Origin of the sequence: Streptomyces sp. APSN-46.1 (assembly GCF_022815725.1) — a bacterium.
In the GTDB taxonomy this organism is placed as follows: Bacteria; Actinomycetota; Actinomycetes; order Streptomycetales; family Streptomycetaceae; genus Streptomyces.
The window spans coordinates 52,776-66,269 of the sequence record NZ_JALGRF010000008.1 but is presented as its reverse complement, the minus strand read 5'-3'; the positions used below and the strand labels follow the sequence as shown (position 1 = coordinate 66,269).

At 71.3% G+C, this 13,494-nt stretch carries 12 protein-coding genes; 4 read left to right on the top strand and 8 right to left on the bottom strand.

Annotation, left to right across the window (positions count from 1 at the left end; genetic code table 11):
• Positions 1 to 74 precede the first annotated feature (74 nt).
• The 4 genes from MTF65_RS21275 to MTF65_RS21265 form a co-directional block, all read right to left on the bottom strand.
• Positions 75 to 1,160 (bottom strand): branched-chain amino acid aminotransferase, encoded by a 1,086-nt coding sequence (locus tag MTF65_RS21275; protein ID WP_243630491.1) that lies wholly within the window; start codon positions 1,158 to 1,160, stop codon positions 75 to 77.
• A gap of 226 nt (positions 1,161 to 1,386) precedes the next feature.
• Entirely contained in the window at positions 1,387 to 2,427 is a 1,041-nt protein-coding gene (locus tag MTF65_RS21270; RefSeq protein ID WP_243630490.1) for a 3-isopropylmalate dehydrogenase, read from the bottom strand.
• Between the two features lie 93 nt (positions 2,428 to 2,520).
• Complete coding sequence (locus tag MTF65_RS30325) at positions 2,521 to 2,649, bottom strand: hypothetical protein (protein ID WP_279399355.1); 129 nt, start codon at positions 2,647 to 2,649, stop codon at positions 2,521 to 2,523.
• 271 nt (positions 2,650 to 2,920) lie between these two features.
• Positions 2,921 to 3,850, bottom strand: a complete 930-nt coding sequence (locus MTF65_RS21265) for a LysR family transcriptional regulator (RefSeq protein ID WP_243630489.1) — start codon at positions 3,848 to 3,850, stop codon at positions 2,921 to 2,923.
• 101 nt (positions 3,851 to 3,951) lie between these two features.
• Between MTF65_RS21265 and MTF65_RS21260 the strand changes: the two genes are divergently transcribed.
• Together MTF65_RS21260 and MTF65_RS21255 are read left to right on the top strand one after the other, a co-directional pair.
• Positions 3,952 to 4,965: an NADP-dependent oxidoreductase gene (locus MTF65_RS21260; protein ID WP_243630488.1), complete on the top strand. Its 1,014-nt coding sequence runs from the start codon at positions 3,952 to 3,954 to the stop codon at positions 4,963 to 4,965.
• A 119-nt stretch (positions 4,966 to 5,084) separates the two neighbouring features.
• Positions 5,085 to 7,133, top strand: coding sequence for a phosphocholine-specific phospholipase C (locus MTF65_RS21255; protein WP_243630487.1), 2,049 nt, complete (start codon positions 5,085 to 5,087; stop codon positions 7,131 to 7,133).
• Between the two features lie 10 nt (positions 7,134 to 7,143).
• Here MTF65_RS21255 and MTF65_RS21250 read toward each other — a convergent pair whose 3' ends face one another.
• Positions 7,144 to 7,686, bottom strand: a complete 543-nt coding sequence (locus MTF65_RS21250) for a GNAT family N-acetyltransferase (protein WP_243630486.1) — start codon at positions 7,684 to 7,686, stop codon at positions 7,144 to 7,146.
• A 248-nt stretch (positions 7,687 to 7,934) separates the two neighbouring features.
• Here MTF65_RS21250 and MTF65_RS21245 point away from each other — a divergent pair, with 248 nt between their 5' ends.
• A complete protein-coding gene (locus MTF65_RS21245) occupies positions 7,935 to 8,636 on the top strand; it encodes a nitroreductase family protein (protein WP_243630485.1) in 702 nt (233 codons plus the stop codon).
• 112 nt (positions 8,637 to 8,748) lie between these two features.
• On the opposite strand, the gene pruA is transcribed toward MTF65_RS21245, so the two are convergent.
• Positions 8,749 to 10,380 carry an L-glutamate gamma-semialdehyde dehydrogenase gene (gene pruA, locus MTF65_RS21240; protein ID WP_243630484.1) on the bottom strand — a complete coding sequence of 544 codons (1,632 nt, stop codon included), beginning with the start codon at positions 10,378 to 10,380 and terminating at the stop codon, positions 8,749 to 8,751.
• A 32-nt stretch (positions 10,381 to 10,412) separates the two neighbouring features.
• Entirely contained in the window at positions 10,413 to 11,339 is a 927-nt protein-coding gene (locus tag MTF65_RS21235) for a proline dehydrogenase family protein (protein ID WP_243630483.1), read from the bottom strand.
• A gap of 199 nt (positions 11,340 to 11,538) precedes the next feature.
• On the opposite strand from MTF65_RS21235, the gene MTF65_RS21230 reads away from it, so the two are divergent.
• Positions 11,539 to 12,771 (top strand): CdaR family transcriptional regulator, encoded by a 1,233-nt coding sequence (locus tag MTF65_RS21230; protein ID WP_243630482.1) that lies wholly within the window; start codon positions 11,539 to 11,541, stop codon positions 12,769 to 12,771.
• 63 nt (positions 12,772 to 12,834) lie between these two features.
• Here MTF65_RS21230 and MTF65_RS21225 read toward each other — a convergent pair whose 3' ends face one another.
• The gene (locus tag MTF65_RS21225; RefSeq protein WP_243630481.1) at positions 12,835 to 13,431 is read right to left on the bottom strand and encodes a TetR/AcrR family transcriptional regulator; all 597 of its coding nucleotides are present in this window, start codon (positions 13,429 to 13,431) and stop codon (positions 12,835 to 12,837) included.
• Positions 13,432 to 13,494: the final 63 nt, after the last annotated feature.

Genomic DNA, 13,494 nt, shown 5'->3' with positions numbered 1-13,494 from the left:
CCCGCGCCCGGGCTGCGTTGAATCAGCCGGGCGCGGGCACCTTCGTACGTATGTGTGGACTCGGCTGTGTGGACTCAGCCGAGCGGGTGCATCCAGCCGTGGGTGTCGGCGGTCCGGCCGGTCTGGAGGTCCAGGAGGGCCTTGCGGAGCTTCATGGTGACCTCGCCGGGCCGGCCGTCGCCCTGGGTCCAGTTGGCGCGCTCGGACTTGACCGAGCCGACCGGGGTGATGACGGCGGCGGTGCCGCAGGCGAACACCTCGGTCAGGGTGCCGTTCTCGTTGTCGCGCTTCCAGTCCTCGGTGGTGATCCGCCCCTCCTCGGCGGTGTAGCCGAGGTCGCGGGCGATCGTGAGGAGGGAGTCGCGGGTGATGCCCGGGAGGAGCGAACCGGTGAGCTCGGGGGTGACGATGCGGTCGCCGTACACGAAGTACAGGTTCATGCCGCCCATCTCCTCGATCCAGCGGTGCTCGACGGCGTCGAGCCAGACCACCTGGTCGCAGCCGTGCGAGGCGGCCTGGGCCTGGGCGACGAGGGAGGCCGCGTAGTTGCCGCCGGTCTTGGCGGCGCCGGTGCCGCCCTTGACGGCGCGCACGTACTCCTCGGAGAGCCAGACGGAGACGGGCTTGACGCCACCGGGGAAGTACGCGCCGGCGGGCGAGGCGATGACGATGAAGAGGAACTCGTTGGCCGGGCGGACGCCGAGGCCGACCTCGGAGGCGAACATGAACGGCCGCAGGTACAGGGAGGCCTCGCCGGAGTCCGGCACCCAGGCGCGGTCCTGCTTGATGAGCGCGTCGCAGGCCTCGATGAAGAGCTCGGTCGGCAGCTCCGGCATCGCCATGCGGCGGGCGGAGGACTGGAAGCGCTCGGCGTTGGCCTGCGGGCGGAACGTGGCCACGGTGCCGTCGGGCTGACGGTAGGCCTTAAGGCCCTCGAAGATCGTCTGCGCGTAGTGCAGCGTCATGTTCGCCGGGTCCATCGACAGCGGCGCGTACGGGACCAGCTCGGCGTCGTGCCAGCCGCGTCCCTCCGTCCACTTGATCGTCACCATGTGGTCGGTGAAGTGGCGGCCGAAGCCGGGGCTGGCCAGGATCGCCTCGCGCTCCGCGTCGGACAGGGGGGTCGAGGTGGGCTTCAGCTCGATCGTGGGCGTCGTCATGAGTGCTTGTCCTTCACCGGTTGTGTATGGCGGACCGCGCTCACGGCGTACTAGGACGTCCGAGCTTCCCCGTAGTCCGCGGCCTCGCGTTCGATTATCGCGCGGGAGCGGGCCCGGGTGAAACGGGGTGATGCGGCCCAGGGGAGATGGTGGCACCCGGGGCCGCACAGGAAAAGCCGCCAGGTCCGTTTGTGACCTGGCGGCTTCCTGAGGTGGAGACGCCGGGTCAGCCGGCTACTCGCGCGGCGAGGGCGTCGCCGATCGCGTCGGTGGAGCGGAAGGTGCCGTCGCGCTCCGCGAGGTCGGCGGAGACCGCGTCCTCGATGCGGACGGCCTCGGCCTCGTGGCCGAGGTGGCGCAGCAGGAGGGCGACGGACAGGACCGTCGCGGTCGGGTCGGCCTTGCCGGTGCCCGCGATGTCCGGGGCCGAGCCGTGGACGGGCTCGAACATGGAGGGGAACGCGCCGGTCGGGTTGATGTTCCCGGAGGCGGCCAGGCCGATTCCGCCGGTCACGGCGGCGGCCAGGTCGGTGAGGATGTCACCGAAGAGGTTGTCCGTGACGATGACGTCGAAGCGCTCGGGCTGGGTGACGAAGAAGATCGTCGCGGCGTCGACGTGCAGGTAGTCGGTGGTGACCTCGGGGTACTCCCGGCCGACCTTGTCGAAGATGTTCTTCCACATGTGGCCCGCGTACACGAGGACGTTGTTCTTGTGGACCAGCGTCAGCTTCTTGCGCGGGCGGGCGTTGGCCCGCTCGTACGCGTCGCGGACGACGCGCTCGACGCCGTACGCGGTGTTGACGCTGACCTCGGTGGCCACCTCGGCCGGCGTCCCCGTGCGCAGGCTGCCGCCGTTGCCGGTGTACGGGCCCTCGGTGCCCTCGCGGACCACGACGAAGTCGATCTCCGGACGGCCGGCCAGCGGGGTGGGGGTGTTGGGGAACAGCTTCGACGGGCGCAGGTTGATGAAGTGGTCGAAGGCGAAGCGGAGCTTCAGCAGCAGACCGCGCTCCAGCACGCCCGACGGCACCGAGGGGTCGCCGATGGCGCCCAGCAGGATCGCGTCGTGGTGCTTGAGGGCTTCGAGCTCGGCGTCCGGGAGGGTCTCGCCGGTGCGGTGCCAGCGCTGGGCGCCGAGGTCGTACTCCTTGGTCTCCAGCTTCACATCCTGGGGCAGGGCCGCGGTAAGGACCTTGAGGCCCTGAGCCACGACTTCCTGGCCGATGCCATCACCGGGGATCACTGCGAGATTGATGCTGGTCGACATGCCGGAACCGTACTCCCTGTCCCAGCCCTCAGACATATCGCGTCCAGCATTCGGACCAATGTGGACGCGACACGGCGTGGGCGGGCGCGCTCGTCAGTGGCCGGTCGAGCCGCCGTTGTCGCGGCGGTCCAGGGCGCGCTGCAGGGCGGCGGCGGCCTTCTTGCGGTCGGTGTCGGCGGTGGAGGAGTGGCGGACGCGGCGGGCGGCGGTGATTGCGGTCATGGTGATCGACTCCTTGAGATCACGGCGTGGCGGGGCCACGGATGAGGGGTTCCTTCAAGGCGCCGGAAGAGGCGGGGAGCGGTGCGCAGCAGGGGTTGCCTGCCATCGGGCGCGCGCTCTCGACCGCCATTCGCGGGATCAGCGAGACGTTCGGCTCCTACAAAGCTAGGGCAGCTCCCGCTGTATGTCTCCGCAATTACTCGGACTTCCTAGTATCTGAGACGGGAATGGCGCGAACGGCGCACCCCAGCGGCTCCGATTTGATTCCGTCTCAGCCCGCGTCTGACCGAAGTTCCCTGATCAGAGCCCTGACGGCGAGGGTGGACGCCAACTCCGGCGTGGTGACGTATCCCACGCGCCTCACCGGCCTCTCCGGGCCCAGATCGGTGATGTCCACGGCGTCGCCCGCCTCTCGGAGGGACAGCTCGGGCAGGATCGCCATCCCGAGCCCCCGGCCGACCATCGTCAGCACCATCCCGTCGTCCTCCGCCTTGACCGTGGCCCGCGGGATCCAGTCCTGGGCCTGCCACCAGTCGCGGGTGTACGAGCCGCAGTTCTCGTCCCAGTCCAGCAGGGGCAGCGCCTTCGGGTCCGGGTGCCCGGCCGGATGGACCAGGGCGTACGCCTCCCGCCTGAGCAGCCCGGTCAGCAGGCCGCCCGGGCGCGCGCCCGGCTGGACGCCCGGCCGCGCGCCGCCGTCCGGTACGGATCCGGTCGCGTCCAGCGTGGCGATCCCGAGGTCGGCGCGGCCCGCGGCGACCTCCCCGGCGGTGCCGGCGCCGAGTTCGCGGACCACCCGGACCTCGGCGCGAATGCCGGGGTACCGGGCGGTGAGCCGTTCCAGCGCGGGCGGCAGCAGATGCAGGGCCGCGCTGCGGAAAGCGGCGATGCGCAGCGTTCCCGACACGGCACCGGCGGAGCCAGCGGCCGCGCCGGCCACGCCCCGGGCCTCCGCGCCGAGCACCTCGTACATCCGCAGGATCCGGCGGGCGAGGGCGACGGCCCGCTCCCCCGCCGGGGTGGGGGAGGCTCCGCCGCGCCCACGCTCGAAGAGCACCGCGCCGACCTTGGCCTCGCTGCCGCGCACGGAGTGGGACACGGCCGACTGGGTGAGGCCCAGGGCAGCGCCGGCGGCGGAGAACCCACCCTGTTCGGCGACGGCGACCAGGACCCGGAGTTCCTGGGGCAGCAGATCGGCCACGGTGGCTCCCACCTCGTTCTATGAGCGGCGTTCATGGATGTGCGGCTTCCATGAACGCAACTCCCTGCCCGGCCCGGTGATTCCTTTCTAACGTCCTCGCCATGAGCATCGTTTCGGCTTACGCCGTCCACCAGATCGCCCGCCCCACCGGCTTCCCCTCCGCCACCGACTTCACCCTCGTGGCGGTTCCCGTCCCCTCACCCGCTCCGGGTACCGCACTTGTGGAGAACCTCCTGCTGTCGGTGGACCCGTACCACCGCGGCCTGATGGACGGCGGCGAGGGCGGCTTCGAGCTGAACACCCCTTTGGAGGGACGCGCGGTGGGCCGAGTGGTCGCCACCCGCGACCCGGGCCTCCGGGAGGGCGACCTCGTCTTCCACCGCGCGGGCTGGCGGACGCACGCGCTGGTCACCCTCGGCGTGGACGGCACCCGCGCACTGCGCGGGCACGAGGGCGTCCCCCTGGAGGCGTACCTCTCCATCCTCGGCGGCACCGGCCTGACCGCGTACGCCGCGCTCACCCGGACGGCGGCCCTGCGCGAGGGCGAGGACCTCTTCGTCTCCGCCGCCGCGGGCGGGGTGGGCACGGCGACCGCGCACATCGCCCGGCTGCTGGGCGTCCGTCGGATCATCGGCAGCGCGGGATCCGCGGCGAAGGTGCGCCACCTCACCGGGACGCTCGGCTTCGACGCGGCCTTCGACTACCACGACGGGCCGGTCGGCGAGCAGCTCGCGGAGGCGGCTCCCGCCGGCATCGACGTGTACGTGGACAACGTGGGCGGGGACCACCTGGAGGGTGCGATCGACGTGCTGCGCGAGTACGGGCGGATCGCCTGGGTCGGCGGGATCTCGATGTACAACGGGGACCGCGCGCCGGCCGCGCCCCGCAACCTCTTCGAGGTCGTACACAAGTCGCTGCGCCTGGAAGGGGTATTGGTTCGCAATCACACCAATCTGCAAGACGAGTTGGAGGACTTCCTCGTCCCGCACCTGCGCAGCGGCCGGGTGGGCACCGACACCACGGTGGTACAGGGCATCGATCACACCGTGGACGCCTTCCTGGGCATGCTCCGAGGGGACAATCTGGGCAAGATGCTTGTCCGCCTCGACGGCTGATTCCAGCCAGCCGGATGTTCACCGACTTCTTACCGCACGGATGTAGACCTTTGGACCGGCTCCCGCCACCCTTGCCGACAATGTGCCAGCGGGGCACTTGAGTTGGAGGCGAGTAGCCAGTGACACCGATCAGCCGCAGAGGATTCGTGGGAATCGGCGCCGGGCTGATGGCGGGCGGGGCCCTGCCCGCGATCGCGCCGGCCTCGGCGTCCTCGCCGGCCTCGGCGGCGGCGGCCGCCGCGAGCGGCACGATCACCGACGTGAAGCACGTGGTGATCCTCATGCAGGAGAACCGTAGCTTCGACCACTACTTCGGCAGGCTGAAGGGCGTCCGGGGCTTCGGCGACCGCGCCGCCGGCAACATCCCGGGCGGCTGGGGCATGTTCAACCAGCCCAACTGGGGCGGCCGCCAGTACCCGTGGAAGCTCAGCGCCACCCCGCCGGCGGGCGGCGTGGACGGCGAGACGCTGGCCCAGTGCAACGGCGACCTCCCGCACAGCTGGACCTCGCAGCACGCCGCGTGGAACAAGGGCCGGATGGACAACTGGGTCGCCGGCGTCGGCAACACCCGCACGCTCGGGTACCTGGACCGCGGCGACATACCCTTCCATTACGGCCTCGCCGACAACTACACGATCTGCGACGCGTACTTCTGCTCCACGCTCAGCGCCACCGGCCCGAACCGCACGTTCCTGTGGAGCGGCAAGGTCGACGCGGGCAGCAAGGACGGCGGCGACGAGTCCGGGCTGACCTGGGAAACGTACGCGGAGGCCCTCCAGCGGGCCGGCATGAGCTGGAAGGTCTACCAGAACGCCCAGGACAACTACGGGGACAACGGTCTGGCCTACTTCAAGAAGTTCACCGACGCCGCCCCGGGCAACCCGCTGTGGGACCGCGGCATGGGCTCGGTCCCGAAGGTCACCGGCTCGACCCCGGACGACATCGCCGCCGCCATCCGCGCCGACGTGGTCGCGGGCACGCTGCCCCAGGTCTCCTGGGTCGTGGCGAACGAGGCCTTCTCCGAGCACCCGTACGCCCCGCCCGGCGACGGCGCGCACTTCGTGGACCTGGTCTACCGGGCGCTGGCCGCGAACCCCGAGGTCTTCGACTCCACGGTCCTCTTCCTGAACTACGACGAGAACGACGGCTTCTTCGACCACGTCCCGCCGCCGGTCGCCCCGCCGGGCACGCCGGGCGAGTACATCGACGGCACCCCGATCGGCCTCGGCTTCCGCGTGCCGATGATCGTGATGTCCCCGTGGACGCGCGGCGGCTGGGTGAGCTCGGAGGTCTTCGACCACACCTCGGTGCTGCGCTTCATGGAGACCTGGACGGCGGCCCTCGGCACCCCCGCCACCTGCCCGAACATCAGCGCGTGGCGCCGCAAGGTGGTGGGCGACCTGACGGGCGTCTTCGATTTCGCACACCCCGTCCACGGAGTCCCCGCCGGGCTCCCGTCCACGGCGAAGGTCATCGGCCAGTCCACCTGCGGCCCGCTCCCCAACCCGGCACCGCAGGACAACGCCCTCCCGGCACAGGAGCCCGGAACACGGCCGGCGCGAGCCCTTCCGTACCAGGTCAACGGCAACCTGGACCGCTTCGAGTTCGGGGCGGCCGGGAAGATCCTGGCCTGGTTCTCGATGACCAACCAGGGCTCGGAGGCGAAGCGGGCGGCGCACTTCTCGATCCACCCGCACCAGTACCGGGACACGGCGGCCTGGCAGTACACGGTGGACCCGGGCTCCACCTCGACGGACTACTTCAACATCGGCCTCGGCAGCGGCTCCGGCAAGTACGACATCTCGATGTACGGCCCGAACCGGTTCCTGCGGCGGTTCATCGGCGACGCGTCGAAGGCGGGCAAGGCGATCGAGGTCGCGGCCCGCTTCGCGGTGGAGCCGGGCACCGGCAAGACGGCCGTCTACTTCAAGATGACCAACACCTCGGCCACGCCGGTCACGTTCACGATCCGCCCGAACGCCTACCGGACGGACGGCCCGTGGACGTACACGGTCCCGGCGAACTCCTCGCGCGAGGACTACTTCAACGCGGTCGCCTACGCCAACGGCTGGTACGACTTCACGATCCTCGCGGACTCCGACGGCACCTGGTCCCGCCGCTACACGGGCCACATCGAATCGGGCGCGCCCAGCGTCTCGGGCTCTTAGCCGCCGCCCCCTACAGGACGTCCCCGTTGCGCCAGTCGAAGTCGAGCCGCCCGGCGGCGGGGTCCGGCAGGGCCGCGCCGGGCGGTGCCCAGAGGTAGGTGCTGCCCTCCTCCTCGGGGAGCCGCTCGGGCCCCTGCGGCCCGAGCGTCCCGATCCGCCCGGCCCACACCTGCCAGCCCCGGCTCCGGTACAGGGCGGCGGCGGCCTCGGAGGCGGACAGGGCCCCGAGCACGTACGCCCGCCCGATCACCCGCTCCAGCTCGGCCATGACGAGCCCGCCGAGGCCGCGACGCCGCCGGTCGGCCCGTACGGCCACGGCCTCGACGTACCCGACGCGCAGGGCGCGCCCCTGATGCACCACGCGCCGCTGGACGACGCTGCCGTGCGCGAGGAGTTCCCCGCCCTCGTCCCGTACCAGCACGTGGACCCCGCCGAGGGCGTGCTCGAAGTCCTCCTCGCCGAAGTCGCCGTCGAAGGCGCCGTCGAGGAGCGCGCGGACGGCCGCGAGCTCTTCGCCGCCGAGCTGCGAGGTGTGCCGTACGAGGGTGTCCATCACTGCTCCAGCCCGTCGGTGTACCAGGTGCGGAAGTCGGGGCTCGCGGGCGCCGCCGGCTCCCGTACCCGCGCCCGTACGGCGACGGCTTCCGCGTATGCGTCCCAGTGGCCCATCCCGGGACCGTACCAACGCCGGTCCGCGGCGGCGGGGGGCCCGCATTGCGGACACCGAGGCGGCCTCCACCGGCCCGGATTCGGCCGACGCGACGCTAGCCGGGCCGGTCGGGGCCTCGGCAGACTCGGATCATGTCGCCTGAGACCCAGCAGTGGACTCCCACCCACGGTGAGCCGTACCGTCCCGTCGCCTACCGCCCGGAGCGGATGGCGCCCTCTGAATCCCTCGCGCGCGCGGCCGAGTTGCGCGCGCGGATGGACGAGCGGCGGACGGTGCGCCAGTTCTCCCCCGACCCCGTGCCCGAGCAGGTCGTCCGGGACGCCGTCGCGTGCGCCGCGACCGCGCCCTCGGGGGCGCACCAGCAGCCGTGGACCTTCGTCCTGGTCAAGGACCCGGCCGTCCGGCAGCAGATCCGCGCCGCCGCCGAGCAGGAGGAGCAGCTCTCCTACGACGGCCGCCTCGGCGACGAATGGCTCGCCGCCCTGCGCCCCATCGGCACGGACGCCGTCAAGACCCACCTCACCGACGCGCCCGCGCTGATCGTCGTCTTCCAGCAGCGCTACTGGCTCGGCCCCGACGGCACCAAGCGCAAGCACTACTACGTGGACGAGTCGGTCGGCATCGCCGTCGGCATGCTGCTCTCCGCCCTCCACCTCAGCGGCCTCGCCGCCCTGATCCACACGCCGAGCCCGATGCGGTTCCTGGGCCACGTCCTGGACCGCCCGGAGAACGAGAAGGCCTTCGCGGTCATCCCCGTCGGCTACCCCGCCGACGACTGCGAGGTCCCGGACCTCCTGCGCAAGTCCCTGGACCAGGTCATGGTCGAGGTCTGAGTCGAGCTCTGAGTCGAGGTATGAGCGGTCGGGTCCGCGCCGGAATTGGAACCGCCCCCGCTCCGGGCTTGGGGGTACCGGAGCGGGGGCGGGGTTCAGCGGGGGGCGGGGATCAGCCCATGTGGGGGTAGCCGTACTCGGTCGGCGGGACCAGGGTCTCCTTGATGGAGCGCGCCGAGGTCCAGCGCATCAGGTTCGACGCCGCGCCCGCCTTGTCGTTCGTACCCGAGGCGCGGCCACCGCCGAAGGGCTGCTGGCCGACGACGGCACCGGTCGACTTGTCGTTGATGTAGAAGTTGCCCGCCGCGAAGCGGAGCTTCTCCATCGCGTCGGCCGCCGCGTAGCGGTCCTGGGCGATGACGGCGCCGGTCAGCGCGTACGCCGACACCGACTCCATCTGCGCGAGCATCTCGTCGAACTGGTCGTCCTCGTAGACGTGGACGGCCAGGATCGGGCCGAAGTACTCGGTCGTGAAGACCTCGTTCTCCGGGTCCGTGCACGCGATGACGGTCGGGCGGACGAAGTAGCCCTCCGAGTCGTCGTACGTGCCGCCCGCGATGATCGTGCAGGTCGGGTCGGCCTTGGCGCGGTCGATGGCGGCCTTGTTCTTCGCGAAGGCGCGCTCGTCGATGACCGCGCCGATGAAGTTCGACAGGTCGCGGACGTCACCCATGGTGATGCCGTCGACCTCGGCCGCGAAGGCCTCCTTGAAGCCGTCGTTCCAGATCGAGGCCGGGACGTAGGCGCGCGAGGACGCCGAGCACTTCTGGCCCTGGAACTCGAAGGAGCCGCGGGTCAGCGCGGTCTTCAGGATCGCGCGGTCCGCGGACGGGTGCGCGACGACGAAGTCCTTGCCGCCGGTCTCGCCGACCAGGCGCGGGTAGGACTTGTACTTCTCGATGTTGTTGCCGACCGTCTTCCACAGGTACTGGAACGTCTTGGTCGAGCCGGTGAAGTGGATGCCGGCCAGCTCGGGGTGGTTCAGGGCCACCTCCGAGACGGCGATGCCGTCGCCGGTCACCAGGTTGATGACGCCCTTGGGCAGACCGGCGGCCTCCAGGAGCTCCATCAGCAGGACCGCGGAGTGGGTCTGCGTCGGGGACGGCTTCCACACGACCACGTTGCCCATCAGGGCCGGGGCGGTCGGCAGGTTGCCGGCGATGGCCGTGAAGTTGAACGGCGTGATCGCGTAGACGAAGCCCTCCAGCGGGCGGTGGTCGCTGCGGTTCCACACGCCGGCGCTGTTCGCGCCCGGCTGCTCGGCCAGGATCTGGCGGGCGAAGTGGACGTTGAAGCGCCAGAAGTCGACGAGCTCGCACGGGCAGTCGATCTCGGCCTGCTGCACGGTCTTGGACTGGCCCAGCATGGTGGAGGCGGCCAGCTTCTCGCGCCACGGGCCGGCCAGCAGCTCGGCGGCGCGCAGGATGATCGCGGCGCGGTCGTCGAAGGACATCGCGCGCCAGGCCGGGGCGGCGGCCAGGGCGGCGTCCACGGCCTCCTGCGCGTCGGCCTGGGTGGGGTTGGCGTAGGTGCCGATGACCGACTTGTGGTCGTGCGGCTGGACCACGTCGAAGCGCTCGCCGCCGCCCATCCGCTTGACGCCGTTGATCGTCATGGGAAGTTCGATCGGGTTCTCGGAAAGCTGCTTGAGCTGCTCTTCGAGGCGTACGCGCTCCGCGCTGCCGGGGGCGTACGAGTGGACCGGCTCGTTGACCGGCGCGGGGACCTGGGTCACAGCATCCATGGGTCTGGTACTCCTTGACCTTGTTCTTGGACCTAGTTCTTGGTGATCATCGAGCGGACGAAGAAGAGCAGGTTGGCCGGCTTCTCCGCGAGGCGGCGCATGAAGTAGCCGTACCAGTCGGTCCCGTACGCGGTGTACACGCGCATCCGGTGGCCCTCGGCGGCGAGCCGCAGGTGCTCCTCACTGCGGATCCCGTAGAGCATCTGGAACTCGTACTCGTCCAGTTTGCGCCCGGCCTTGCGCGCGAGCTCCTGGGTGATGGCGATGAGCCGCGGGTCGTGGGACCCGATCATCGGGTAGCCCTCGCCCTCCATCAGGATCTTCAGGATGCGGACGTACGCCTTGTCGATCTCGGCCTTGTCCTGGTACGCGACCTCGGCGGGCTCCTTGTAGGCGCCCTTCACGATCCGGACGCGGCTGCCGGCGGCGGCCAGGCGGTGGGCGTCGGCCTCGGTGCGGAAGAGGTACGCCTGGATCACGCAGCCGGTCTGCGGGAAGTCCCGGCGCAGCTCCTCGTGGATGGCGAACATCGAGTCGAGGGTGGTGTGGTCCTCGGCGTCCAGGGTGACGGTGGTGCCGATGGCGGCGGCGGCCTCGACGACCGGGCGGACGTTGGCGAGCGCCAGCTCGTGGCCGCCTTCCAGCGCCTGGCCGAACATCGACAGCTTGACCGACATCTCGGCCTTCTCGCCGAGGCCGAGGTCGGCCAGGCGGGCGATGAGCTCCAGGTAGGCGTCCCGCGCGGCGTAGGACTGCTCCACGGTCGTGATGTCCTCACCCACGACGTCGAGGGTGACCTCAAGGCCCTTCCGGGTGAGGTCCTCGACGATCGGGATGACCTGGTCGACCGTCTCACCGGGGATGAACCGGTTCACCACGGGCTTGGTCACCGGGGCGGCAGAGACGATTCGGCGCATCTTGTCGCTGCGCGAGGCGGCGAGGATCGCGGGACCCAGCACGGGCACCTCCAACGGGTGGCAGAAGCAGTCATACGGTCCGCCGCGGGGGTGGGCTGCGGCCGTAAGGAAAACGCAAGTAAAACCACCGTGAAACCTAAGGATCGCGTCGATCCTCTGCCATCGACAGCTGTCACGCATCCGTGGCCGCGATCTCATACATCTGTCTGAAGACCCGCTCGCGGGGTGGGAGAATGTGCGGGTGAAGGGCGATTACCAGGACCTGGTGGACGAGATTTCGGCGCTGCTCGGGGCCCCCGCGACGCTGGAGAACCGGGACTTCCGCCTCATCGCCTTCGGCGCGCACGACAGCGACGACGACCTCGCGATGGATCCCGTGCGCACCCGCTCGATCCTGACCCGCCAGTCGACGGCGGCCGTCCGGTCCTGGTTCGAGGGCTTCGGCATCGCCCGCGCCACCGGTCCCGTGCGGATTCCGGCGGCGCCGGAGGCGGGGGTCTTCCGGGGGCGGATCTGCCTGCCGGTGCGGTACCGGGGCATCGTGCAGGGCTACGTGTGGCTCCTCGATCGGGATCCGGGCCCCGGGCCGGCGGTCCTGGAGGCGGCCATGGAGGTGGCCGAGCGGATCGGGGTCCTGCTCGCCGCGGAGGCGAAGGCGGGGGCGGACCTGTCGCGGGAGTTCCTGGCGGTGCTCACGGCCGGGCGGGGCGGGCAGCGGGACATGGCGGTGGCCGCGCTCCGGGTGGCCCTGGGCGCGGGGGCCGACGGGCTGCACGCGGTGGTGTGCGTGGCCCCGTGGGCCGGCGAGGCCCCGGCGTCGGTTCCGGGCGCCGCGGCCATGTGCGTGGCCCCGTGGCCCTGGCCGGGCCGCGAAACCGACGCCCCCGAGCCGGGATCCGCGTCGGGCCAGGCGCCCGGGACGAAGGCCGCATCTGGGGCAGCGTCCGCGGACGGGCAGGCTCTCGGTGTGCTGGTCAGGCTGCGCTCGGCGGACGTCCTGACCCCGGCGGTGGCCCTGGCGACCCGGCTGCTCCAGCCGGGCGGGCAGCACCCGGGCCGCCCGACCGCCGGGATCGGGGAGCCCCGCCGGGGGCTGACCACCCTCGCCGACGCCTGGGCGGAGGCCTCGGCGGGCGCCCGGTCGGCGGCGGCCCAGCCCCGGCTCGGGCCGGTCGCGCAGTGGTCGGACATCGGCCCGTACCGGATGCTGGCCGCGCTGTCGGCGGACCCGGCGGACGACCCCGCGACCCGGGCCCTGCTGAGCCCCGCCCACCGGGAACTCGCCCGCACCGCCGAGGTGTTCCTCGACTCCGCCGGCCAGGCCGGCCGGGCGGCGGCGGCCCTGGGTATCCACCGCCAGACCCTGTACTACCGGCTGGCCCGCGTCGAGCAACTGACCGGCCTCGACCTGGACGAGGGCGAGGACCGCCTGCTGCTCCACATGGCCCTCAAGGCGGCCCGCCTCTACGGCTGATCCACGCGGGCACCGAGGGCGGGCCGCCCACCGCCGAGCCGGGCCACCCGCCGACGCACTCCCTCAGGAGGACTCGGCACCGCCCGCGCCGCCCCGGGTCAGTGCCTCCGCCGCCTGCCGCATGCCGTCCGTGAACTCCTCGGCGGTGGCGGCCGATTCGGGGTCGAACATCCACTGGATCATCAGCCCGTTCAGCAGCGCCTGGTAGAACGCCCCGAGCGTGCGCACCTCCCGCTCGGTGATCTCCTCCTCGGGCCGCCCGGTGAACATGGCGATCAGGCCCCGGCGCCCCTCCCCCTGCGAGGCGGCGAGCATCGCGCGCAGGTCCGGCAGCCGGTCCCCGCTCAGCGCCACCTCCAGGCTCGCCGCCCAGATCGGCCGTCCACCCTCGGACTGGGACAGCACCCCGTCCCAGACTCCGCGGAACCGCTCCAGCGAGCCGCCCTCACCGGGCACGTCACCTTGGAAGACCTCTCCCCATTCCTGCATGAGCTCGATGAAGGCCTGCGTCAGCAGAGCGTCCTTCGAGCCGTAGTGATAGCCGATCGACGCCAGGTTGGCGCCGGACGCCTTGACGATGTCGCGCGCGGTCGTGCGCACGAACCCCTTGTCGACCAGGCACTTCTTGGCGCCTTCGAGCAGATCTTCACGGTGTCCCATGCCCGCAGCGTAGCAAGACAAGCGTCATATACGAACGTTCCATACGCTCGTACTAGACAGACA

Bases quoted from the DNA above. Each gene is read 5' to 3' on its own strand.
- MTF65_RS21275 (WP_243630491.1), bottom strand. From the start codon at position 1,160: ATGACGACGCCCACGATCGAGCTGAAGCCCACCTCGACCCCCCTGTCC.
- MTF65_RS21270 (WP_243630490.1), bottom strand. From the start codon at position 2,427: ATGTCGACCAGCATCAATCTCGCAGTGATCCCCGGTGATGGCATCGGC.
- MTF65_RS30325 (WP_279399355.1), bottom strand. From the start codon at position 2,649: ATGACCGCAATCACCGCCGCCCGCCGCGTCCGCCACTCCTCCACCGCC.
- MTF65_RS21260 (WP_243630488.1), top strand. From the start codon at position 3,952: ATGAGCATCGTTTCGGCTTACGCCGTCCACCAGATCGCCCGCCCCACC.
- MTF65_RS21250 (WP_243630486.1), bottom strand. From the start codon at position 7,686: ATGGACACCCTCGTACGGCACACCTCGCAGCTCGGCGGCGAAGAGCTC.
- MTF65_RS21245 (WP_243630485.1), top strand. From the start codon at position 7,935: ATGTCGCCTGAGACCCAGCAGTGGACTCCCACCCACGGTGAGCCGTAC.
- pruA (WP_243630484.1), bottom strand. From the start codon at position 10,380: ATGGATGCTGTGACCCAGGTCCCCGCGCCGGTCAACGAGCCGGTCCAC.
- MTF65_RS21225 (WP_243630481.1), bottom strand. From the start codon at position 13,431: ATGGGACACCGTGAAGATCTGCTCGAAGGCGCCAAGAAGTGCCTGGTC.